The 22,490-nt window shown below is 32.9% G+C and carries 21 protein-coding genes; 5 read left to right on the top strand and 16 right to left on the bottom strand.

Annotated elements, in window-relative coordinates:
• Positions 1 to 315: 315 nt before the first annotated feature.
• The 8 genes from JAZ75_RS05235 to trmD all read right to left on the bottom strand — a co-directional run bounded on the left by JAZ75_RS05235 (position 316) and on the right by trmD (position 6,787).
• Positions 316 to 1,404, bottom strand: a complete 1,089-nt coding sequence (locus tag JAZ75_RS05235; RefSeq protein ID WP_232789362.1) for a DUF4374 domain-containing protein — start codon at positions 1,402 to 1,404, stop codon at positions 316 to 318.
• Between the two features lie 142 nt (positions 1,405 to 1,546).
• Positions 1,547 to 2,185, bottom strand: coding sequence for a hypothetical protein (locus JAZ75_RS05230; RefSeq protein ID WP_021192364.1), 639 nt, complete (start codon positions 2,183 to 2,185; stop codon positions 1,547 to 1,549).
• Positions 2,186 to 2,229: 44 nt separating this feature from the next.
• Complete coding sequence (locus JAZ75_RS05225; RefSeq protein WP_021192365.1) at positions 2,230 to 2,745, bottom strand: RNA polymerase sigma-70 factor; 516 nt, start codon at positions 2,743 to 2,745, stop codon at positions 2,230 to 2,232.
• A 74-nt stretch (positions 2,746 to 2,819) separates the two neighbouring features.
• Entirely contained in the window at positions 2,820 to 3,602 is a 783-nt protein-coding gene (gene trpC, locus JAZ75_RS05220) for an indole-3-glycerol phosphate synthase TrpC (protein WP_168127904.1), read from the bottom strand.
• Positions 3,603 to 3,604: 2 nt separating this feature from the next.
• Positions 3,605 to 4,180, bottom strand: coding sequence for an anthranilate synthase component II (locus JAZ75_RS05215; RefSeq protein WP_208700439.1), 576 nt, complete (start codon positions 4,178 to 4,180; stop codon positions 3,605 to 3,607).
• Positions 4,167 to 4,466, bottom strand: a complete 300-nt coding sequence (locus JAZ75_RS05210; RefSeq protein WP_021192368.1) for a chorismate mutase — start codon at positions 4,464 to 4,466, stop codon at positions 4,167 to 4,169. The genes JAZ75_RS05215 and JAZ75_RS05210 overlap by 14 nt, the downstream gene beginning before the upstream one ends.
• Positions 4,463 to 5,866: an anthranilate synthase component I family protein gene (locus tag JAZ75_RS05205; protein ID WP_021192369.1), complete on the bottom strand. Its 1,404-nt coding sequence runs from the start codon at positions 5,864 to 5,866 to the stop codon at positions 4,463 to 4,465. The genes JAZ75_RS05210 and JAZ75_RS05205 overlap by 4 nt, the downstream gene beginning before the upstream one ends.
• 243 nt (positions 5,867 to 6,109) lie before the next feature.
• Complete coding sequence (gene trmD / locus JAZ75_RS05200) at positions 6,110 to 6,787, bottom strand: tRNA (guanosine(37)-N1)-methyltransferase TrmD (protein ID WP_021192370.1); 678 nt, start codon at positions 6,785 to 6,787, stop codon at positions 6,110 to 6,112.
• Between the two features lie 211 nt (positions 6,788 to 6,998).
• On the opposite strand from trmD, the gene JAZ75_RS05195 reads away from it, so the two are divergent.
• The 3 genes from JAZ75_RS05195 (at position 6,999) to JAZ75_RS05185 (ending at position 10,947) form a co-directional block, all read left to right on the top strand.
• The gene (locus JAZ75_RS05195; RefSeq protein WP_208700437.1) at positions 6,999 to 8,630 is read left to right on the top strand and encodes an ABC-F family ATP-binding cassette domain-containing protein; all 1,632 of its coding nucleotides are present in this window, start codon (positions 6,999 to 7,001) and stop codon (positions 8,628 to 8,630) included.
• A gap of 158 nt (positions 8,631 to 8,788) precedes the next feature.
• Positions 8,789 to 10,270 (top strand): TPM domain-containing protein, encoded by a 1,482-nt coding sequence (locus JAZ75_RS05190; RefSeq protein ID WP_208700435.1) that lies wholly within the window; start codon positions 8,789 to 8,791, stop codon positions 10,268 to 10,270.
• Positions 10,271 to 10,539: 269 nt separating this feature from the next.
• Positions 10,540 to 10,947 (top strand): hypothetical protein, encoded by a 408-nt coding sequence (locus JAZ75_RS05185; RefSeq protein ID WP_132771566.1) that lies wholly within the window; start codon positions 10,540 to 10,542, stop codon positions 10,945 to 10,947.
• Between the two features lie 99 nt (positions 10,948 to 11,046).
• Here JAZ75_RS05185 and JAZ75_RS05180 read toward each other — a convergent pair whose 3' ends face one another.
• The 6 genes from JAZ75_RS05180 to JAZ75_RS05155 all read right to left on the bottom strand — a co-directional run bounded on the left by JAZ75_RS05180 (position 11,047) and on the right by JAZ75_RS05155 (position 20,246).
• Positions 11,047 to 15,879, bottom strand: a complete 4,833-nt coding sequence (locus JAZ75_RS05180; protein ID WP_208700433.1) for a DNA repair ATPase — start codon at positions 15,877 to 15,879, stop codon at positions 11,047 to 11,049.
• A 238-nt stretch (positions 15,880 to 16,117) separates the two neighbouring features.
• Entirely contained in the window at positions 16,118 to 18,235 is a 2,118-nt protein-coding gene (locus tag JAZ75_RS05175) for a flotillin family protein (RefSeq protein WP_208700431.1), read from the bottom strand.
• A gap of 9 nt (positions 18,236 to 18,244) precedes the next feature.
• Positions 18,245 to 18,949: an OB-fold-containig protein gene (locus JAZ75_RS05170; RefSeq protein WP_183916282.1), complete on the bottom strand. Its 705-nt coding sequence runs from the start codon at positions 18,947 to 18,949 to the stop codon at positions 18,245 to 18,247.
• Positions 18,950 to 18,965: 16 nt separating this feature from the next.
• Entirely contained in the window at positions 18,966 to 19,160 is a 195-nt protein-coding gene (locus tag JAZ75_RS05165) for a DUF4177 domain-containing protein (protein ID WP_206368603.1), read from the bottom strand.
• Positions 19,144 to 19,851, bottom strand: a complete 708-nt coding sequence (locus JAZ75_RS05160) for a PspA/IM30 family protein (RefSeq protein WP_021192377.1) — start codon at positions 19,849 to 19,851, stop codon at positions 19,144 to 19,146. Before JAZ75_RS05160 ends, JAZ75_RS05165 begins: the two co-directional genes overlap by 17 nt.
• 5 nt (positions 19,852 to 19,856) lie before the next feature.
• Entirely contained in the window at positions 19,857 to 20,246 is a 390-nt protein-coding gene (locus JAZ75_RS05155) for a YbjN domain-containing protein (protein WP_021192378.1), read from the bottom strand.
• Between the two features lie 90 nt (positions 20,247 to 20,336).
• Here JAZ75_RS05155 and JAZ75_RS05150 point away from each other — a divergent pair, with 90 nt between their 5' ends.
• Positions 20,337 to 20,996, top strand: a complete 660-nt coding sequence (locus JAZ75_RS05150) for a helix-turn-helix domain-containing protein (RefSeq protein WP_132771562.1) — start codon at positions 20,337 to 20,339, stop codon at positions 20,994 to 20,996.
• Between the two features lie 78 nt (positions 20,997 to 21,074).
• Here the strand turns inward: JAZ75_RS05150 and JAZ75_RS05145 are convergent, their stop codons facing one another.
• Both JAZ75_RS05145 and JAZ75_RS05140 read right to left on the bottom strand, forming a co-directional pair.
• On the bottom strand, positions 21,075 to 21,254 hold the full coding sequence (locus JAZ75_RS05145; protein WP_084825378.1) for a hypothetical protein: 180 nt from the start codon (positions 21,252 to 21,254) through the stop codon (positions 21,075 to 21,077).
• Between the two features lie 65 nt (positions 21,255 to 21,319).
• Complete coding sequence (locus JAZ75_RS05140; protein ID WP_132771561.1) at positions 21,320 to 21,718, bottom strand: single-stranded DNA-binding protein; 399 nt, start codon at positions 21,716 to 21,718, stop codon at positions 21,320 to 21,322.
• A gap of 175 nt (positions 21,719 to 21,893) precedes the next feature.
• Here JAZ75_RS05140 and JAZ75_RS05135 point away from each other — a divergent pair, with 175 nt between their 5' ends.
• Positions 21,894 to 22,265, top strand: coding sequence for a hypothetical protein (locus tag JAZ75_RS05135; protein WP_021192382.1), 372 nt, complete (start codon positions 21,894 to 21,896; stop codon positions 22,263 to 22,265).
• The last annotated feature ends 225 nt before the right edge of the window (positions 22,266 to 22,490 follow it).

The following is a 22,490-nucleotide window of genomic DNA, read 5'->3' as shown; positions in this document are numbered from 1 at the left end:
TTGCTTAGTTTTTAGGCTAATAAAATTTATACATCTAAATTTATTTAGTTTTTAGGCTACTCAGTTTTGGAATAGATTTATGAAGATAATGTCAAATTGAAATATCATCATTGATTAGCGGCATAAAAAGATAGATAGCGAATTAGGGAGTTAGCAAGAAGAAGAGAAAGGTTTAATACTGTTGTATGGAGACAATATTTCTTGGTCGAAGAGGTTTCAAAGCAAAAATCAAGTTGATTTTAAATTGATTTATTTAACAATATTCAAATGATAAGTGGTAAGATATTCGGAGCGAATTATTTTCAGTTATAAAAACTAATTTAGTTTGTCTATACGGACAATGAAATCTGTCTCTTTGTCTAATTTTAGTCCGGTACTTATCTTTTTAGTTTGAATATTGTATATCCAAACTTGATGATTATCATCTTTATCGTCAATGGTAATATATGCCTTACCATTCTCCACAAGAACAGATTCTTTGCGAGTTCCTTTATCGTAGGGTAGGGTTAGCTTTGTTGCTGTTTGTTTTAATAAATCTACAACATAATATTCAAATTGATAAGTTGAATGATGATCGCTGAAATCGTTATAAAGGTCTTTTCTTTCACTACGAATGATTGCTTCATTATTCCCTAAGTACCACATGCCATAGGCATGATTTTGATTTGTAGTGGTAAGATTAAAGAAATAGCTTGAATCTACTGTTGTTGTATTATTTGGTATTCTAAATATTGCGGTAGGTTTACTGAGATTGTTTCCTAAAGCAATTCCTGGGCAACTCATAAAATAGAAATTTCCTCTCTCATCATGAAAACTGTAAGACTGTACTGTATTGACTCCTCCTGGGTAGGTGGATCGGTTATCTTTTTGTATGCTTTTTATCTTTAGCGTTTGTGGGTCTAATGTTGCAAAATACATGGTGTCAATAGTCGTAAAATCTGTTTCGTTGATTACTTTATTGTATGTATATCCCAGTATGAGATTATTCTGATGTAATGTGCTGAATCCTATTGAAACTATCGGAAATTTACTTGGAGCAACTGGTAAATGTATTTCTTCTTTTTGTAGGATCTCGAACTTCTTTACATCTATTTTATAGTAGTGCAGTTTACTATATGTTTTATTGTCAAGCGTAAAAAGTAATAACGTATCTTTTCCTTGCCAATTCATATTTTCTATATGTTGATTGGACATCGGAATCGCAGCTATTTCTGTTAATGCATTTTCTTGCATTTCGAATTTTATGAATTTTCCACTTTTTATATGATAGAAAAAGCCATTATGTACGATGATGCTTCGATCAAAATATTGTGTTGGTAAGTCGATACCATCTTTCAGAATATTTATTGTCCCCGAATCTATAGAATTAGTTGTTACAATGGTATTTCCCAAATTCTTATTCATAATATACAAGCTGTAGTTGTTGGAACTACTGTTACTTTGGTCTCTACTCGAACAACCAATAAAGAAAACTATTAATAAAAGTAGAAGAGTTTTAGAAATAGGTTTTAATTGCATGGAAATTGAAGTTATTAATAGAGGCTTGTTATATAATGTTAAACTGTAATTTAAGCTGATTCTGTATTGTTGGTGCTAAAAAAGTGAGTTCCGATTGGGAGAGAATAATTTGCTTGCCTGTATTTTTGGAGTTTAGAATGAAATATGTTTCTCCATTTTTTAATTCCTTTTTTTCTCTAGTTCCAATAAAACTAAATTCGAAATCTTTCTTTGGAATAATAACCATTGTACCCATTGAAAAAAATTCTCCAGTTTCTACATTAATTTTTGCTGTAGCATGCTTTCCTAAAATTAGTTCATAACTATTTTTTTCAAAATACTTTGAATTTGCACTTGTGCTATTATCAAAAATGGCATAACTAATTTCTTTATCTATATTGTTTTTATAGATAAAGAGGCCGAATAAAATTACGATTGAAGCAGCGATACTTATGTAACGTATTAGTCTTTTTCTATTATTATCAACTTTAATCGGGGCTGGTTCAATTATATTAGCGGCAATGTTTTCCCAGATCTGTGATTGGATATGGGACTTGTCAAATTGAGGAAGTGATAGTGGAGAAAAGTCCAAATTATCATCTACAAGCCATTCCTCCACAAGAATTCTTTCTTCTGGAGTGCATTGGTTTAAATGATATTTCTCTATCAACTTTTGATCAACTTTCATCGGCTTATATCCTTAATAGCAAAAATACAGGATTTCTTTTTTATTTAATTAATATATTCGGTTAATTCAGTTTTTAGCGTTTTTAAAGCTTTGGAAATGTGATATTCTACAGCTCGCTCTGATATATATAATTTATGGGCTATTTCTTTATTTGTTAAACCTTGATCTCTGCTCATTTGAAAAACATTTTTACATTGAGCGGGTAATTTATTGACTAATGATGAAATCTTCTCCGATAGTTCTTGAGCAATTAAGGGATGCTCTACATAGTGGTTTTCCGCTGTATTAATTATGTTTTCTAAATGATGTTGGCGCGTAACTTTATTACGTATATATTCAAAGGTTTTGAGTTTAACAGCTCTGATTAAGTATCGCTCAACTTCTAGAAGACGAAGATCATCACGCCGTTCCCATAATGATTTAAAAACTTCTTGAACGATTTCTTTTGCAACTTCTTCATCTTGGATATTTTTGATACAAAATGCAAACATACCTTCCCAATATTGAAGGTATATTTGCTCAAAGCTATCTTTATTTATGATAAAAATTTTTGTGTCCAAAATAAGAAGCGGCTACTTAATCTGTGATTTTAAGAAGCAAATATACTCTTATTTAGATTGGATTTAAATAGTTTTTATATTTCTTTTACAAATTCCAATAATGCTTTCCCCGGGTCAGTTGTTTTCATAAAATTTTCGCCAATAAGAAATGAATTATAACCAATGCTTTTTAATTCACGGATTGTTTGAGGGTCTGAAATTCCACTTTCTGAAACTTTAATATAAGTATCTGGAATTTTATTGACTAAGTCGTAAGAGTGCGCTAATGATACGGAGAAGTCTTTCAGATTACGGTTGTTTACGCCAATGGCATCAACTGTATCAAATAGGTTTCCTTTTAATTCTTCTTCGTTATGAACCTCCAAAAGTACATTCAGACCCAAAGTTTTAGCGTAATTGGAGAGTTCGCTTACCTCTTCATTGGTCAAACATGCCGCTATTAGTAAAATAATATCAGCACCATAGGCTTTTGCTTCAGCGATCTGATATTTATCGATTATAAATTCTTTACGAAGTAAAGGTATGGTTAATACTGATCGGGCTTCTTCCAGATCCTTTAAACTTCCTTGAAAAAAATCAGCATCTGTTAATACTGATATTGCAGAAGCGCCTGCATTTTGATATCCTTTGACAACTTCTGATACCGTGTTAATGTTGTTGATGACGCCTTTGGAAGGGGAGGCGCGTTTGTATTCTGAGATTATCCCCGTACGTTGTGGATCAAGAACGGATTCTTTTAGCGAATAACAAGTTCTACTAAAGAGCGGATATTCACTAAGTTCTTCGATAGAAACTTTTGCTTGAGCTTCTGAGACTTCTACTCGTTTTCGTTCAACTATTTTATCTAAAATTGTCATTTCTATTTTTTTAACCAGTTTTCAATTAGTTTTTTCCCATTCTCTGTCAAAACAGATTCTGGATGAAATTGTAATCCTTTTACGTCAAGGGTCCTATGGGACAGTGCCATGATAACACCATCTTCATCTGTTGCGGTTACTTTTAAGGTTTCAGGAAGAGATGAAGTTTCGACAGCCCAGGAATGATAACGTGCAATTTTACTGTGACTAGCGTAATCTTCAAATAGTTTTTCTGAATGATCTGTAATAATTAGATCTGTTGCCACTCCATGTAGCGGTCTCGGCATATTATAAAGTTTACCTCCAAAAACTTCGGCAATGGCTTGTTGGCCAAGGCAAATGCCTAATATACTTTTTGTATCCGCATATGTGCGGATGACATCTAATAACAGACCGGCTTCTTCGGGAATACCTGGACCTGGCGACAATAAAATTTTATCAAAAGCAGCTACCTCTTCTAATTTGAATTTATCATTTCTCCATACTGTATATTCTTGATCACATTCTTGTAATAGATGAACCAAATTGTAGGTGAACGAATCGTAATTGTCGATTACTAATATTTTATGATTGCTCATGGAAAATTTCTGTTTCTTTATTAATGAAGTGATTGATGATTGATTGGAATACACTTTCTACGAGTTTTCCTTCAATTTTAAAATTAGTTGCCCAATCATTTCTTTGCTCGAACATGTTAATTACTCTTTGTTCCGCTTTAACTTCTTCTAATGAAGATTTATATTGAGCGGCTTGTTGTACATATTGCGCCCGTTGTGCAATAAGTTCAATGATTCTATAGTCGATACAGTCAATTGAACTACGAATGTGTGATAGATTGTCACAATATTCTAAAGGTCTAATCATAACGTTTCTGCTAATTCTAATGCTTTTCTCAAAGCTGCTATTTTATTATTTACTTCTTGTAATTCCATCTCTGGATCTGAATCTAATACAATTCCTCCTCCTGCTTGGTAATTCAATAGATTTTGTTTACTTAAAAATGAACGAATCATAATAGCATGATTAAAATCGCCATTAAAACCCATATATCCAATTGCACCGCTATAGAATGATCTTTGTTGGCCTTCATAACGATCTATTAAAGTAAGCGCCATATGTTTAGGGGCACCACTCAGTGTTCCTGCCGGATAAGTATCACCCACAACATCAAAAGGATTGACTCCTGGTTTTAATTTGCCTGAAACTTTTGAAACTAAGTGGATTACATGGGAATAGTATTGTGCTTCCTTATAAGATTTTACCTCAACTTGGTTACAATGTCTGCTTAAATCGTTTCTTGCAAGATCTACGAGCATGACATGTTCAGCGGATTCTTTAGGGTCATTTTTAAGTTCTTCGGCTATTTTAATATCCTCCTCCATATTACCGGTCCGTTTAAAAGTACCTGCAATTGGATAAATTGTTGCTTCTCCATTTTTAATGGTCAATTGTGCTTCTGGAGAAGACCCAAATAGTTTGAAATTTCCGTAGTCAAAGTAGAATAAGTAGGGGGAGGGGTTGATGGAACGTAAAGCACGATATACATTGAACTCATCGCCTAGAAAAGGCGTTGAAAATGCGCGTGATGGAACAATTTGAAAAACATCACCTCTTTGAATATGTTCTTTTACTTTTTTGACCAATTCGCGATGTTCTTCATCTGATCTATTGGACGCCTCTTCTCCAGTTCTACGAAATGTATATTCGGGAAAGTTCTTATTTTGTATTAAATACTGTAGTTTATCTAATTCGGATTCTTCATCATTTAATAAATGTTCAAATACAAATAGTTCATTTCTAAAATGGTCTATTGCTATCACGTATTTATAAACATGATACTGTAAATGTGGAATATCCAGTTTTGGACTTGGAGCCGTAGTTAACTTGATATCTTCGAAATGTTCGATGGCATCAAATGTGAAATAACCAAAAAGACCATTTGAAATAATGTTACGTTCTGTTGAAATGGGTTCGCCAAATGCTTTTCTGAATGTAGCAACCTCCTCTTTTAAATTAATTTCTTCCTTATTTTTAAGGATGACTTTTTCGTTCGGATATGCAATTTCTAATTGCGTATTATCAAGTTTGATATGCGCAATGGACTGGCAACAGATGTAACTTATATTGTTGTCTCTGCTGTGGTAATCCGAACTTTCTAGTAAAATGCTATTTGGAAAGACGTCACGTAATCTGAGATAGATGCTAACCGGAGTTGTCGTATCAGCAAGCAATTTTTTGAGATTTGTTTTAAACGTGTATTTCATTTTATTCTTAATTTTTTAAACATAAAAAAACCCGATACTGAGTCGCATCGGGTTTGAACTTCCATAAATGGTTTTGGTTGATTATGAAATATTTTGACAATACCAATTAGTCCCCGATGCTTATTGCTTCAGGCCACCACCAATTTGTATATGTTCTAACTGTCGTCATTGTATCACAAATTTATAAAAAAAAATGATTAAGCAAACTTTTTATGATAAATAATCAATAAAATCTGAAATTTATTAGTCATTTAATAAATCTGGTCTTCTTTCTCGGGTGCGGATAAGCTGCTGTTCGTCTCTCCATTGCAATATTTTAGCTTCATGTCCACTAAGTAATACATCTGGAACTTTATGTCCTTTCCAGTCTGCAGGACGCGTATAAATGGGCGCATCAAGTAATCCGTCTTGAAAAGAATCGGATAAAGCGGAAGTTTCATCTGATAAAACTCCAGGTATTAATCTTATAATGGCATCTGTTAAAATTGCCGCTGGTAATTCTCCTCCAGATAAAACATAATCACCCACAGAAATTTCTTTTGTAACATAGATGTCTCTAATTCGTTGATCAATACCTTTGTAGTGGCCACAAAGAATCATCATGTTACCTTTTGTAGATAAATTATTCGCGATTTCTTGATTGAGTGTTTCGCCATCAGGAGACATGAAGATAATTTCATCATACGTGCGTTCTGCTTGTAGTTTTTCTATACAAGCCGCAAAGGGCTCGATCTGCATAACCATACCAGAACCTCCTCCATAGGGATAATCATCAACACTTTTCTGCTTATTTGTCGCGTAATCACGTAGATTGTGTACAACAATTTCTGCTAAACCTTTTTTTTGTGCCCGTTGCAAAATAGAATGTGCAAAAGGACTATCTAATAGACTTGGAAGTACGGTAATTATATCAAATCGCATGAGGCAAAGATACACAAAATTGAAAATTACTATTATTATTTCTTTTATAGGAAATGATATTCAATTATCAATAAAGATATATGCTGAAAATTATTGACCATAATTCTTGTTTTTTCTTGTAGTTGTTAGGTATAATCATCCATAAAAATGGTGGGTACTATATTTATAAGATTGATTCGCTTATCTTTGCGGAAAATATAAGCGAATAAAAGTGATTAACGTAAATAATATTTCAGTTTCCTTCGGAGGAACAACTCTTTTTAGTGATGTGTCATTTTCAATCAATGAAAATGATAAGATTGCTTTAATGGGAAAAAATGGTGCAGGTAAATCAACATTATTGAAGATTATTGCTGGTGCAGATAAACCTACAACAGGTAATGTTTCGGGACCGAAAGATGCAGTTATTGCATACTTACCCCAACATTTATTAACAGAAGATAATGTTACTGTTTTTGAAGAGACATCTAAAGCATTTGGAGAAGTTTATCAGATGCGGGATGAGTTAGAGGAACTAAATGAACAACTTAATGTAAGAACAGACTACGAAACTGATGATTACATGAAGCTGATTGAAAGAGTGTCTGAACTAAGTGAAAAGTTTTATTCAATTGAAGAGGTTAATTACGATGCTGAAGTCGAGAAGGTACTAAAAGGATTGGGATTTGAACGCACAGATTTTACTCGTCAAACTTCTGAATTTTCTGGAGGATGGCGCATGCGAATTGAACTGGCGAAGATTCTCTTGAAAAAACCAGATTTAATTTTATTGGATGAACCGACCAATCATATGGATATTGAGAGTATTCAATGGCTAGAGGATTTCTTGATGAATTCTGCAAAAGCTGTCATTGTTATTTCTCATGATAGAGCTTTTGTCGATAACATTACAAATCGAACAATTGAAGTAACGATGGGTCGTATCTATGATTATAAGGCTAAGTACAGTCATTATCTTGAGTTACGTAAAGATCGTCGTCTACACCAATTAAAGGCTTATGAAGAGCAACAAAGATTTATTGCTGATAATCAAGAATTCATAGACCGTTTTAGAGGAACTTATTCAAAGACGCTCCAAGTACAATCACGTGTTAAAATGTTAGAGAAATTGGAAGTAATTGAGATCGATGAGGTTGATACATCTGCTTTGAGATTAAAATTTCCACCTTCACCTCGTTCAGGACAATATCCTGTTATGGTTGAGGAGCTTACAAAAAAATATGATGAACATGTTGTTTTTCAAAAAGCAGATATGGTTATTGAACGTGGCGAAAAAGTTGCTTTTGTGGGTAAAAATGGAGAAGGAAAATCAACTATGATTAAAGCAATTATGGGAGAGATTGATTACGAAGGTAGTTTGAAAATTGGTCACAATGCTAAGATTGGCTATTTTGCACAAAATCAGGCCGCGTTATTGGATGGAGAACTTACTGTTTTCGACACGATTGATCAGATTGCAGTAGGCGATGTCCGCGTGAAAATTAAAGATTTGCTCGGCGCTTTCATGTTTAGCGGAGATGATACTACAAAAAAAGTAAAAGTCTTGTCAGGAGGTGAAAAAACTCGTTTGGCCATGATTAAATTGCTATTGGAACCTGTAAATGTTCTTATACTAGATGAGCCTACCAATCACTTGGATATGAAGACTAAAGATATTATTAAAGATGCTCTTCAAGATTTTGATGGAACATTGATCTTGGTGTCTCACGATCGAGATTTCTTAGATGGATTAGCTCATAAAGTCTTTGAATTTGGAAATAAACGTGTTCGTGAACACTTTACAGATATTAAAGGTTTCCTAGAATATAAAAAGATGAATAGCTTAAAAGATATCGAAAAATAATTTTTCTAATCTTTTAATCGCTAATTGAGAGGTAAGTATCCAAAATACTTACCTCTTTTTTTTGAATGTATTGATATCGAGTAGCCTTCATTGCGATATTTTATTTATGAAGAATATTAAATGTTTTTTGGTTCAAATTAAAATACTAAATTTAGTTTATGTCAAGAATTTTTAAAAAAATTATTTTCACAGTTCTTACCCTTGTATTAATTCATGGGCCCTCATTTTCTTTTGCTCAATATGGCATTGAAGATCTTCCTAATCCTAAAATTAAGGGACAAAATTATTTTGTTTCAAATCCGGATCAAATTATTTCTAATCATGTAGTAGAAGAACTAGATGTTATTTCTTGGCAGGTCGATTCGATCACAAAATGTGAATTTGCGATTGTAATAGTTAATGACTATGTCGGAGATAGTGATTTTGATTTTGCATTAAATTTATTTAGTGCTTGGGGAATTGGTAAAAAAGAGAGTAATAATGGATTACTTCTTTTTATTGCTAAAAACAGACATGAGTATCGATTTATATCTGGATATGGTATGGAGGGTATATTGCCGGATGCCTATCTTAAGCGGATAGGTGAAAAGTTTTTAGTTCCCAATTTTAAAGCGGAGGATTATGATCGTGGCGTTTTAGAATGTTCACGATTTATCCAGACTATCCTGACTGCTCCAGATGCACGAACAGAATTGGATCGCTTAATGCCAGAAACAATACCTTTCTGGAATTTTAAAAATCCACATTTAAAAAATTCATTACTAGTTCTTTTTGCTTTTGTAATCTTATATGTTTGGATATCAGTTGTGACTAAAATCACAAAGGGAAAGATTACAAAAAAAAGTAGTTATTTTCCTCCGTTAGTAAGCGGTTGTGGGTGTATGGGTATGCTGATGTTTTTTACGTCTTTTATTTTTGCATTTGTTTTTGAAAATTTTGAACAAGTTTATCAAGTTAGGAATTTACCTTATTTCATTCTCGTGTTCGGTATCATAACTCTTGCTATGAAGTATAATGCGGGCGTAACGACTGTTATGAATTCTTATAAGGATGAGGAAAATATTCAGCAAGCAATTCGTAAATTTTTGAGATGGAACTTTCTTCCAATATTAGTAAGTCCTTTGGCTTGGATAGATTTTGGCAAGTCAAATAAAAGATTATATAAATATGAAGGACGGTTATTACCCCCAGATAATTCTGGTAATTGGTTGCGTATAAATAGAGATAATGCGGATTCAAAAATGAGAAATTACCTGGATGCAGGTCAATTAATGGAAGAGAAAATTAATAGCCGTGATTATGAAGTCTGGGTTAATAGTAAAACTAATGAGACTAAATTGATTCCCTGGGATGAAAATAAAACTATCGAACTATGTCCACAATGCCATTATAAAACATTTGAAAAAGATTTACGTAAAACTATTACAAAGGCGACCTATAGTTCTGGTGGATTGGAAGAAAAGTATGATCTATGTAAATATTGTGGTTATACAATCTCTCATGGAACTCAGAGTACGCCGAGATTGGTGAGGTCATCATCAAGCAGTTCAAGTGGTGGATCGGGCAGGTCTAGTGGTTCGGGTGGTGGAAGTTTTGGTGGAGGATCTTCTGGAGGTGGAGGCGCGGGAGGGCGATGGTAAAGCATTGTCCATTAATATGATAGGTGAATTCCGTATTTCATTAAATAAAAGGGATTTCCTATAATATAGATCTATAAGTCTATATTATTGTTACAATTATCCAATATTTCAAATTAAATTTCAAAGCTCTTTATTGTGCTTTAGGGGTATAAAAGATCTTTCTTTCTGATTTTTTATTTTATGCTTTAGCATTTGTTATATTTTAAAATATATTGTCTGATCTTTATTTTAAATTAACGTAATTTTATTTATTTTAAACTTATAATTTTATGAAGAAATTGATTTTATCTGCTGCAGCTGCAGTCATTATTTTTGCGTCATGTAATAATACGGATAGCAAAAAAGTAGAAGTAAAAGATACAACTACTCAAGTTAACACTGATAATGGTGTTGCGACAACAACTACTACAGAGACTACTTCGACAACTACAGTACCTAAATTTAGTTCTCCGGAAGTACAGCAATTGGCTGATGATTATACAAAATTTGTGAATGAGTATGTTGCTGCCGCTAAAGGTGGTGATGCGACTAAGCTTCAAGAATTAGCAACTAAACAACAAGAGTGGGCTACTAAAACAGCTACCGCTGCGAGTAAGTTTACAGCTGATGATGCTAAATTGTGGGCTGAGTATACTCAAAAATTGGCTACTGAAATTACTGGAGCAGCGACTAAGTAAATCTTACAGCAATAAAATAGAAGAGGCATTCATTTTTAATGATTGCCTCTTTTATCTTAAGAAGATAGAATAATCTTAATCTTTATTATGTTACCGATTTTATTTCTTACTGATAGCATTGATTATGCCCTGTAAGTTTTCATTAAATTCCAATAATTGAGCAAACATTTTATCATCTTTACCTAGAGCACCATGCTTATTGTCTTTTTGAAAAACCTTTTTGATTGCTTCCCAGCGCTCTTTTTCCTCTTTTGTTAAGATATCTGTTAACTCTTTAAGCTTTAATAAATTTGATTCTGTATCTGCAGTAAGCGTTTGTGATTCACTTTCATAATGTGTTAAAATAAGCTGATTAATTTCTTGATCGTTCATGATAGGAACGACTTGGGCGACCAGTTTGCTCATATTTCGATAAGAACCCTGTAATTTAAAGGGAGGCTCTGTTCGATAATTATCTTGCATAGCAGCACTGTTGATGTAGCTTTGATTTACTTTTATGACGATATTACGAATCTTAAGAAGATGCTGCAAGACTGCAAGGAAGTCATCAACGTCTTGCTTCAAATAGTTTCCTTCTAACTCTGGTAATTGTTCTTCTCTATTTTCTATATACCGTATGAGCGCGTAAAAATCTTTGAAACTTTTACTTGCAATTTTGTCAATTGCAGGATTTTCAACAGCAGCATTTTCAATTAAGCTTAAATTGAATAAGTAATCTGTATCTCCTATAACATCTCCTAAGTTGTATACATCAGCTCGATTGGCTAGCATATCAGGGATTCTAAATTTTGAGCCACTCTCTGTATAAGGATTTCCCGCCATTACGATACAAAATCGATTTCCGCGAAGATCGTAAGTCTTGCTTTCTCCTTCAAAAATACCGTCAATCTTTCTTTGTCCATCGGCTAGTGATATGAATTTTTGAAGAAACTCAGGATTGAGATGTTGGATGTCATCCAGGTACAGCATCACATTGTCTGCCATTTCAAAGGCTAGATTAATTTTTTTAAGCTCCTCTCGTTCACCAGATGTTTTAGCTTCAGAAGGGTCGATCGATGTAATGGTGTGACCGATTGTGGGACCATTGATTTTCACAAAGTGTAGCCCCATTGTTTTTGCTAAATACTCCATCAATGTTGTTTTACCATACCCGGGAGGAGAAATGAGAAGAAGCATTCCCATTTTTGCTGTACGTTTATTTTCTCCAGCCACACCTAATTGCTTTGCAAAATTTGTTCCTATTAAAGGAAAGTAAACATCATTAATCAATTTATTTCGAACAAACGAACTCAATACTTTTGGTTCGAATTCGTTTATTTTTAGTTCTTTTTTATAGGCTGTGCTTAATTTTTCTTTTAATATGTTAAATGACTCGAAACGAGGTATATCTATATCGTGAAATTTTTCTAATTTTTGAATGAAAGAGTGAAAATCTATTTGATAACTTTCATTTGTGATCACTGGATGACTTCCTTTCAAATTCGCTACTGAAAGTTGATCCTTGGCTATAATAAGTTCGTAATCAATCTGATCAAACAAGATTAATGCTGCGGTTTCATTAATGTATTTTTCAAATTTAATTAAATGATCATTGCTCTCAATAAAAGCATATAGCCAGTTCTGAATTAAATAATAACGATCTATAAGACTGAAACCTTCATTGTTTATATCTCCTTCAAAATCTTTTAAGGTCTTTCTATCATGTAGGTAACGCGTAAACTCTTGTTTTAAATGATCGGCAAAGTCGGACAATGATAATTTATTGAATTTGCTAAATGTTTTAAAAAGGTATTTTGCAATGTTCTCTTTGTTTATTTGCGATAGATCCAGGTGTGTTTCCCAACGATTGACCTCATCATTCATTTCCTTTAGTATACTTTCGTATCGATTTGAATTTGGAAAATTCTTAAGGATTTGATTAGATGATCGGATAAGAGCTATTAATTTAGAACGAACGGATTGGTCCAATTGCTGCCAAAAAAAATGGGCTAATGTTCTTGTTTCAGGATCAAACTTTAATACATCTAATTTTTCCCCTAGGGTGTGAAGTTGTTCGTAGATCTGAAGGGCATCAAAATTGTGAACACCTTTGATATAAGATTCTACATAGTTTTGTTCTACAGCTTGATTAATGAATTTTTCTGCATTAAAATTGCTTTTGGATTGTGATGCTAGGAAAGTTTTATAAGCTAAATATTCGGCACGATACACAAGTTTATTCTCAGAAATAATTTCTTGTTCCCAAATATCTTTATAAATATTGATCTCTTGGGCGGTCACTTTTTGATAGAAACTAGTTCCTGTCAAATGATAATATAGTTCGTCTTGACGCCGTATTAATGTTAGACCTAAGCGTTGGTTATTAACTGTGAATTTGTTTTTGCCAAGTTTAATTATATTTTCACCTTCAACATATAGTTCGGACTTATCTCTTAAAACTCTTAACGCATCTTCTTGTGATTTCTTAAGTAAATTCTCAAGGCTTTCGGCTTTAGATACATCTTGTATTGTTTTCAGTTCTGAAATAATATGACGAATCTTGTCGATCATTAAGTCGGTCGAGTAAAAACTTAAAATCTCTTCTTTCGTGAGTAAAGATTTTGCCTTATTTTCGATGTTTTTAAGGACACGCAGTGCTATCTGTTCAAGAGAAGAGGCGCGTTTATTGATTTGTTCAATAATATATTCGCGTTTCCCGTTGAAAGCTTTAATGATTTCATCGCGCTTATCAGCGATTTTTAAAGCAAATTCGTCAAATTCAGAAAACTTGCTTTCGAGTTCTTCTAAGTTTACAACAATCTTAGTATAATACTCGTCAACTTTTTCTGCCGAAGTTGATAATTCCAAGTAGTTAACAATTGATTGCTCTAACAAAGTGAGTTGAGCCGAAAATTCTGCAATGGCTTCAGAACTTTTTAGTGTATTTAATTTACGTGTTAATTGGGCTCGAACCTCATTTAATGAAGCGAAAATAACTGATATTTTTTCAATTATCTTTGTTGTATGTGTTGTGTCATCAATCTTTAAGCTATGAAGTATATCAATTAATAATTCCAAATCACTAGAAATAGCTTTACATCCATCCTCTATGGCTTTGGCATCGATAGCTTTTGTTACTTTGTCGACTTCATTCTTTTGGATGACAACCTTCTGTTCATATGATGTAAGTGCAGCTTCCTGTAATAAGAACTGTATTGTTTTCTCAGAAAGATTAGTCGCTATGTGGTGAAGCTGTTCCTCTAGTTCATTTATCCGATTGTTTTCAATATACTTTACATTGCGCAAGTCAATGACCTCACCTTGTAATTTACGTGTATGTGATAAATTATGTACCAGTTGATCTAACTGTTCATAAATCGAACTATTGACTTTAAAAACAAGATCTTCTATTTTTTTTTCTATTGCTGTTAGAATCTCTTCCGCATGTTTACGCTGAATCTGTACCTTAACGAACTCGTCGATCGCTGTGTTCGCAATTTCTTTTATATGTTGTAATGGTGTACCAAGATTTTGAAGAGCCTCATCATGGACCCAGAAGTACGAATCAATGATGGAATTTGATTTTTTTAGAATATCCTCATATAGGCCTTCATAGGAATCTTCTTTGTTAATCAGTTGAATGACTTCTTGAACTTCAGACATCGCTTGGACAATATCTTTATTGCCAATTTTGTATAAGGGATCATCTCTGCGCGATGCATTTTCTTTCAGAACAGCCATGTATGGAGTCTCCCATATTTGTACTTGATGGTGGCGCGTCGCTTCATTTTCTGTACGAAAATAGATTAAGCTTCCATCTTTAAATATGGTAAATCCATTGCAAACGATTGGGGTTTCTACAGATTGTTGAATAATATTGTAAGACATTAAAATGTATGTATTCGACTGCTCATGTGTGAAAACATATAGGTAGTCTTCTCCGTTAGGAGAGATTACTTTTTTTAGAAACTGAACATTTTCAAGGTTATTCTCAAAGGTTTTATGTGTGCCATTTTGAAGATAATATCCATTTGAGAAAATAATTCCTTGATTATCTGGTAGCAAAATAGCAGATTCATTGAGCGTTTTTAGGTTGACAACCTCTTTAGTTCTGATGTTGAAAATGTAAGCGCGAAATTCTTCTTGAAAGGGTTTGATCCTAAGAGCAATCATATTACCTAAGTCAGCATAATGGTATTCTGCATCATCTAGCTGTTGATCAAGATTACTAACCTTTTCAGAATAAATTCCTTTACCTGACTCTGTATTATTTTCAATTTTAAATGTTATATCACCATGAATTGCTTCAATAAATACCTTATCTAAGATAGAAATATGGGGAAACCGACCCAATCTTCGATCTTCAAGGGTAGTTTTTGTCCAATCAAATTCATGTTGATTTGCTTTTTTAACTTCATGTATACTTCGATCATCTAAATAAGTTAATTTTCCATCTTTAATCAACCATTTAAATGCTTTTAGATCTTGTTCATTCTTGGTGGTTTGAAAGATCATATATAAATAGTTCTCTGTTTTTCTAAATTTGGAAAAAATTGAATCTCTATAATATTTGTATAGATTTTGGTAATCATTAACAAAATTTATATCATTTATGAAATCAAGATCTTGGGGAATAAATTGATTATCTTCAAATAAATAGATGCTAAATACGTCTTGTAACTGAATTTCGGTTCGTAATCCAAAATGTACATTATATCCGAATATGCAGATATTACCAATTGCTAAAATACCTCTTGATACGCAGTTATTATCTGTTGATATACGTTGATTTGCCTTTAATATAAAGTTGGTCGAATTAAATATTTCTTTTCTGGCGGTATTTAATAATTGTAATTTATCGGAAAGCGTTTCTTTTTGATGTTGAAGACGTTTTCTGATAATTTCGTAAGATCCAGAGTCTAAAGTATCGTTGTTCGCTTGTGTTTCTTGCATAATTCGAAAATAATCGTGGACTATTTAATCCGTGTTGAATTCTACTTTCTACCTGTGTTAGTATATAGTTAATGTATTGACTTTATGATTTTCATTTGGTGAAGTCAATGTTACATTTACAATGGTGAAAATCTAAATCATCTTTGGAAAATACTATATTATGAACAGTGTAATAAAGCTAATTATATCGTTGTCAACTTGAAAACAATCCGTTATCAAGTTGACATATGTGTAAAAATTAGATCAATTTTTTGTTTGATATTCCTAAGTTTTTGGCTAAACCGAATAACGAGTTGATGAAATTAGTATCTTCATTATCATCCGCATTTTTGGCTGCTTGTTGTAATTGAACCAAGGCAGCGGAGACAGTTAGATTTTTGATATCATTAGATGAAATACCATATTTATCGGCTAAGCCACGTACTTTTTCTGCCAGATCACCTTTTCCGTCTGGACCTAACAATGAATTTTTGATGTCTGTTGCATGTTTTGAATTATTGATTAAATGATCAAATCCTTTGGAATTAGAAACTTGGCGTACAATGTTTTCGAAGAACATAGTCTCACCTCCAACGATATCAATTTTTGCAGTTTTTAACGCTTCTGCCAATACAGATGCTTGTGAAGCTGCGATATCTTTTTGAATGCCTATTTGAGCCAATTCAATATCTTTTTCTTTTTGTAGTTGAAGCTTGAATTCTTCGTGATCTCTTCCAACACCATCTAACTTTTTCATTGCTTCAGCTTTTTCTTGAATACCCGTGGCTTCAGCAATTGCTTTCTCTCGCGTTACCTCTGCCTCCATTATTCCCTGCTTACGGCTTGCTTCAGCTTTTTTCTCGATGATAGATGCCTCTGCAGTACCCTGTATTTGAATTGCTTCTGCTTTCGCTATCATAACTTCTGCCTCAGATAGACCTAAAGTAGCATCCTCTTTCGCTTGTGCTTCGGCAATTATTTTACGACCTTCTGCTTCTTTTACTGATGCTTCTTTTTTCGCATCAGCATCGATTAATAACTCTTGCGCTTTTTTCTCGGCAACTTTTCTGCGGGACTCCGCAAAAATAACATCTTGCTCAGCTTTTTGTTCAGAAGCTATTTTATCTGCTTCAGCAGCTTTGACAGTTGATATTAGACGCTCTTCGGCTTCTTGTGATGCCGCAATAACACCTGCTTGTTTTTTTCGTTCAACTTCACGGAATACCTCTATATCTTTGACACCTTGTTGTTCTTCTACAACACCTTTTTCGAGTTGAACACGCTCTTTGATTACATTTTGAATATTTTTCTTTTCGATTTCAATTGAACGTTCCTTATCAATTTGTGCTAATGTGACAATTCTTATTCGCTCTGTCTCTTCCAGTGCACGATCTTTTTCCACACGTTCAGTTTCAACCGCACTAGTACGTAATTTGTTTTTCTCTGCAATGATAATCTGACGAAGCTTATTTTCTTCTTGAATAGCTAACTGTTCTTCTGTAGAGATGCGGACAGTTTCGGATTTTAGACGCTCTTCTTCTCTAACTTTCGCTATTTCAGCATCTTCACGAGCTTTAATATTGTCGATTTCGCGACGTTGTTTCTCTTCTTTTTCAGCTAATTGTCGATCTAACTCAAGTATTGCCTCACGCGTTTCTACATTCTGTTTTTTAATTACTTTTTCTTCATCACGACGTATTAAATTGGCATGAATATTCTGAGCTGCAGTTAGTTCAGTGATTTTACGGATACCTTGTGAATCTAAAATATTATCTGGACTTAAAAATTTCAATTCTGTTTGTTCTAAATAATCGATTGCACAGTCGTCTAATATATAGCCATTCAAATCTGTCCCAATAATATTTAGAATTTCATTTCTAAATTCCCGTCGAGCTTCGTACAATTCAATAAAGTCGAATTTTTTTCCTACAGTTTTTAGTGCTTCTGAAAATTTGGATTCAAAAATACTTTTTAACGTATCTGGATCACTCGCGCGCTCACATCCTAAATTTTGTGCTACACTGATTACATCATCAACAGACTTATTAACACGCACAAAAAATGCGACCTTAATATCAGCACGAATATTGTCCTTACATATTAATCCATCGTGCTGCATTCTGGATATTTCAATCTTTTTTACTGAAATATCCATTATCTCCATTTTGTGAAAAACTGGAATGACATACATCCCTTTGTTGAAAGCAACATTTGTCCCGCCAATCCCAGTTCTTACTATTGCTTTTCCTTGTGGAATTTTTTTGTAGAAAGCACTTAATACAATGAAAAATGCAAAAATTAGTAAAACTATAATTCCTACAATCAAGAGGATGAGACCTGTTATCCCATCTATAAATAAAAGAGTTTGTAACTGCATGGTTAATAATTAAATATTGTGAATGGTTATTTCTTTGGTTACGTAATATATTTTTTTGTCTTTTGATTCATCAACAATAATGACTTCATCTCCATATTCTATTTTTTCTCCATTTAGACTTTCTACATAAAGCCGTATAGGATCTCTTTCGATCAAAAATTCTGCTGATCCCAGTTTTTTTCCTTCTATTGTTGCTTTCATTTTTCCTATTCTCCCAAGGAAATCAATCGGTTCTTCCCCATGATATCCAATGTTTTTAAAAAGTTTTGCAAGAGGTTTAGTGAAAAAATGCATTAATATAAAAGTGATGAAAAATATAGGAATTAAAATAAAAAGGGATTTCAGTCCCCAGGTGGCGGTATTTAAAAGTAATGAAGAAATGATCGTGATGATCCATCCAATAAATTTGAAAAGTGTAACGATGATCATAATAGGAACTTTGCCAACATTAATGAAATCCATTGCTTTTGCGAAAAAAGATGGCTCTATATGTGTATCGGCGTCCGAATGGTGATGTAAATCTTGTGAACTGTCTACGTCTGTTACATCAGCAGTAGAGTGGAGGTGACCATCCAGGTCCACATCGCCATCAAAGAGATGTAATCCATCCCCCGCAAAGGACATAATTATCCAATATAACAGCGAAATTCCTGTCAGTACAGTCATGATACCGTTGGATACTGGATTGAAAAGGAGGTTGAATAATTCGCTCATAATGGGGTCGGTTTTGTTATAATTCTCTTTTGAATGTATAGTGAAATGACCAAGAACTTCCGCCGATCTCTAAATCTTGCATCGATACAAGTTCCCAGCCCTGAGCACCTAATTCGTTAAGTATTTCATCTATGCGATCTTCATCAAGTTTTGTCCCCCAAAAACCTTTAGGTTCGATTTTAATTGTTTTGTATTCAAATTTTCTCATCATTATTAAGTTTTAATTTTAAAGCTTCTAGTTCGGCATTGATGGAGTCCTTATTTGAAATTGTTTCATTGATTTCATCAATGATCGATTTATTCCCATGTGCAATTTCGCCATATGCTTTTGCTAACGCTTCATCTTCCTCTACTTTAACTTTCATTCGTTCCAGCATAGATATGGTACTATTTGAATCAATATTCGCCAATTGCTTATTGACCATCTTAGCGGCGTTAGACACTTTTACACGAGCTTTTAATGTGGTTAATTCGCTTTCCCATTTCGTAATGTTGAATTTGAGTACATCTACATTCTTATGTAATTCGTCTGCTGACTGAAGATGAATTATACTTTGTTTTTCTAATTCTATCGCCTCTGCTATAAATTGCTTTTTTAATAAGAGAGCCTCTTTTGCTAAGTTTTCAGCTTTATCAACTTGAAGTTCTCCATTCTGTGCTTTCTTTAATAAGAGAATAGCTTTTCCTTCAAACAGGTTTGCTTCTTCTTGTTTTTTCTCAAAATTGCTTTTGGTACGAATTGCTAATGCTTTTACTTTAGCATATGCCTCAAGGGCTTGTTCTAAATCTTCTTTCATTTCCCGGATACCTTGTTCCGTCATTTTGATTGGATCTTCCATTTTTTCAACGACAGCGTGTATTTCCGCTTGACCAATCCTGAAAATTCTTTTAAAAATATTCATAATTACTATAATTTAGAGAAGTTAATTAATTGATTGTAATACTCACTGATTAATAAGCTTAAAGAATTGATGGCTGCATCAAATTCATTTTGGTCAATATTGCTGATTTGTAGTGTGTATCTAAAAATTACTTTTTTACCGTCTTCTGTTAACGCGAAACCACCGTGGATCATGTCCCTATTTTTAATGAGTAGTGATTTAAACAATTCCATACTTTCATTGGAAATTGTAAATAAATATTGTTCAAAAATTAAAATTGGATTAGCTATACCTACAATCAAATTGTGAATGCCATCTAATTCATTTTGAATGATGAAAACGCCTTCTTTCTCATCTTTATAAAAGATATCGTATCCGATATTGCTAATAAAATTTTCAATTTTTGAGAAGTACATAATTTAGTTTTTTATATATTGCATATATTCTTTGCATAAAGATAATATTTTTGCAAAAATATTTTGCAAAAAATTTTAATTTTTTTAAAAATGACAAATATTGGTAATAATATAAAGAAATTAAGAAAGGTGAGAGGGTTAAGCCAACAAGCATTTGCTGATTTATTTAATCTAAGCAGAGGTAATATTTCGTCTTATGAAGAATTAAGAGCTGAGCCTAAAATAGAAACAGTAATGATAATTGCTAATTATTTTGGCATTCCTTTGCAGAGTTTAATTCAAGAAAATCTTTCTGTTAATCAAATTTTAAATTTCAGTGATTATTTTGAACCAGCTATTGTAACAAATAGCACAAAAAAATTAGCAGGTATTCCCTTATTGACCCGAGAAGTTATGATGAACAATACTGATTTGTTAAAGCAAATAGAGGGCGCACCACAACTTCAGCTTCCTATTCAAAGTAAGCATAAGTTTTTAGCCATTGAGTTTTCAGAATTGATTGCCGCTCCATTGGAATTGGAAGTTAAAGAGCAAAGTATACTAATTTTTGAAGGTATTGAAATGGAATATCTGCATCTTCTTCACAATAACTTGGGTTTGTTTTTGTCTGAAGAGGAAGTTTTTGTAGGGAAGTATGAGCAAAATGGGGAACAGATATCGCTGATTCTTAGCTCTTGGAAAAAAAGTTTATTTTCCTTGTCTGATATTCGATATTATTGGAAATTGTATGGAAAGTTTGAAAAAGTTTAGTAGTTCAATAGTAATGAAACATAGATATAATTAAAAAAATATGCCTAAAATATTTTTAGGCATATCTTGTAAGTTATGTTAGTTTTTACTACCTCCACCAAAAAGTTTAGCTAGTAGCCATATTACTAAAGCAACAACGACCACAACGATGATTATACCTGACCAAACTCCTGCTTTGAAAATACCTTCAATGACCGAACAGCTCGATAAAGAAAGGCAAGTTAACACGATTAATGATATTGGAAATATTCTTTTCATATGATATTGAGTTTAAATAAGAAACAATCATCTGGATTGAAATGTTTGTTTTTACTACTATTTATTTAAAATGGTAAGTCTTCTTCTGTAATTTCTTGACTAGAAATTTCTTCATTTCGTTTCCTTAATTTAGATTTATTCATAACAATTAAACTGTCAACTTTGATTTCTGTAATTGTCTTGTTATTTCCATTATTATCTTCGTATTCGCGGTAGGTAAGTTTTCCCTCTACTAGTAACTCTGAACCTCTTAGACAATATTTTTCTACAGTAGTATTAAGGTTGCCCCAGATCACTAAAGTATGCCACTGGGTTTCATCAACCCATTCACCAGCTTTGTTTTTAAATAGATCTTTGGTAGCTAAACGTAAGGTTGATACTTTAGTTCCGCTTGTGCTAATTTTTACCACGGGATCAGAACCTAAGTGTCCAATCAATTGAATTCTGTTTTTTAATCTGCTCATAACTTTGCTTTTAAATGTTTGTAAAATTGTTTAACTTCAATAAATGCATCCTTTCGAATTATGCTTAGGAAACAGAAACAAAAGTGAAAAGTAATTGAGATTTTAATCGGTTAATAAACGTTTGTAATCGACTATAACCGTTTGTAAGCGTTTGTTGTCGTTTATTTTATGATTTATGGAAGAAGAAATTAATTTAAAAAAATGTCTAGATTGTAAAAAGTCAATAAGGGGACGCTCTGATAAAAGATTTTGTGATGATGCCTGTCGCAATAGTTATAACTATAAACAGAATAGTGATCAAACGAACTTGATCAGAAAGATCAATCATACATTGCGTAAGAACAGGCGTATTCTACAAGAAGTTCTGGGAGATGAAGGTATACTCAAGATAAGCAAGGAAAAGATGTTGCTGCAAGGCTTTGATTTAAAATATCATACTCATAATTTCATCAATGCTAAAGGACAGACCTACTATTTTATTTATGAGTATGGCTATTTGGTTCTGGAAAATAATTTGCTGTTGATCGTGAAACGTATACCTAAATAGTTTTTGATAAATTTATTTTGAAATTTCAATTTTGTTTTAAATATTTGCAAAATCAATTAGGTATTCACAATTAATAATAGAAGAATATGTTTGCTATATTAAATAACCCTACTTCAATCCAAAAGAAGGATCTTGGGTATATTCTTCAGAATACTTTTTTCTCGTAGTTACTCCTCTTTTGACTTTATTTTGGTCTCGACAATGTTCGAGCAATTAATGATTTCT

It is taken from the genome of Sphingobacterium sp. UDSM-2020, from assembly GCF_016132525.1.
In the GTDB taxonomy this organism is placed as follows: domain Bacteria; phylum Bacteroidota; class Bacteroidia; order Sphingobacteriales; family Sphingobacteriaceae; genus Sphingobacterium; species Sphingobacterium anhuiense.
The sequence above is the reverse complement of the archived record's forward strand: the minus strand, read 5'-3'. Positions and strand labels throughout refer to the sequence as shown.

What these genes read in the sequence shown, in the direction of transcription:
- JAZ75_RS05235 (WP_232789362.1), bottom strand. Translation starts at nt 1,404, where the DNA reads ATGAATAAGAATTTGGGAAATACCATTGTAACAACTAATTCTATAGAT.
- JAZ75_RS05230 (WP_021192364.1), bottom strand. Translation starts at nt 2,185, where the DNA reads ATGAAAGTTGATCAAAAGTTGATAGAGAAATATCATTTAAACCAATGC.
- trpC (WP_168127904.1), bottom strand. Translation starts at nt 3,602, where the DNA reads ATGACAATTTTAGATAAAATAGTTGAACGAAAACGAGTAGAAGTCTCA.
- JAZ75_RS05215 (WP_208700439.1), bottom strand. Translation starts at nt 4,180, where the DNA reads ATGAGCAATCATAAAATATTAGTAATCGACAATTACGATTCGTTCACC.
- JAZ75_RS05210 (WP_021192368.1), bottom strand. Translation starts at nt 4,466, where the DNA reads ATGATTAGACCTTTAGAATATTGTGACAATCTATCACACATTCGTAGT.
- JAZ75_RS05205 (WP_021192369.1), bottom strand. Translation starts at nt 5,866, where the DNA reads ATGAAATACACGTTTAAAACAAATCTCAAAAAATTGCTTGCTGATACG.
- trmD (WP_021192370.1), bottom strand. Translation starts at nt 6,787, where the DNA reads ATGCGATTTGATATAATTACCGTACTTCCAAGTCTATTAGATAGTCCT.
- JAZ75_RS05190 (WP_208700435.1), top strand. Translation starts at nt 8,789, where the DNA reads ATGTCAAGAATTTTTAAAAAAATTATTTTCACAGTTCTTACCCTTGTA.
- JAZ75_RS05185 (WP_132771566.1), top strand. Translation starts at nt 10,540, where the DNA reads ATGAAGAAATTGATTTTATCTGCTGCAGCTGCAGTCATTATTTTTGCG.
- JAZ75_RS05180 (WP_208700433.1), bottom strand. Translation starts at nt 15,879, where the DNA reads ATGCAAGAAACACAAGCGAACAACGATACTTTAGACTCTGGATCTTAC.
- JAZ75_RS05175 (WP_208700431.1), bottom strand. Translation starts at nt 18,235, where the DNA reads ATGCAGTTACAAACTCTTTTATTTATAGATGGGATAACAGGTCTCATC.
- JAZ75_RS05170 (WP_183916282.1), bottom strand. Translation starts at nt 18,949, where the DNA reads ATGAGCGAATTATTCAACCTCCTTTTCAATCCAGTATCCAACGGTATC.
- JAZ75_RS05165 (WP_206368603.1), bottom strand. Translation starts at nt 19,160, where the DNA reads ATGATGAGAAAATTTGAATACAAAACAATTAAAATCGAACCTAAAGGT.
- JAZ75_RS05160 (WP_021192377.1), bottom strand. Translation starts at nt 19,851, where the DNA reads ATGAATATTTTTAAAAGAATTTTCAGGATTGGTCAAGCGGAAATACAC.
- JAZ75_RS05155 (WP_021192378.1), bottom strand. Translation starts at nt 20,246, where the DNA reads ATGTACTTCTCAAAAATTGAAAATTTTATTAGCAATATCGGATACGAT.
- JAZ75_RS05150 (WP_132771562.1), top strand. Translation starts at nt 20,337, where the DNA reads ATGACAAATATTGGTAATAATATAAAGAAATTAAGAAAGGTGAGAGGG.
- JAZ75_RS05145 (WP_084825378.1), bottom strand. Translation starts at nt 21,254, where the DNA reads ATGAAAAGAATATTTCCAATATCATTAATCGTGTTAACTTGCCTTTCT.
- JAZ75_RS05140 (WP_132771561.1), bottom strand. Translation starts at nt 21,718, where the DNA reads ATGAGCAGATTAAAAAACAGAATTCAATTGATTGGACACTTAGGTTCT.
- JAZ75_RS05135 (WP_021192382.1), top strand. Translation starts at nt 21,894, where the DNA reads ATGGAAGAAGAAATTAATTTAAAAAAATGTCTAGATTGTAAAAAGTCA.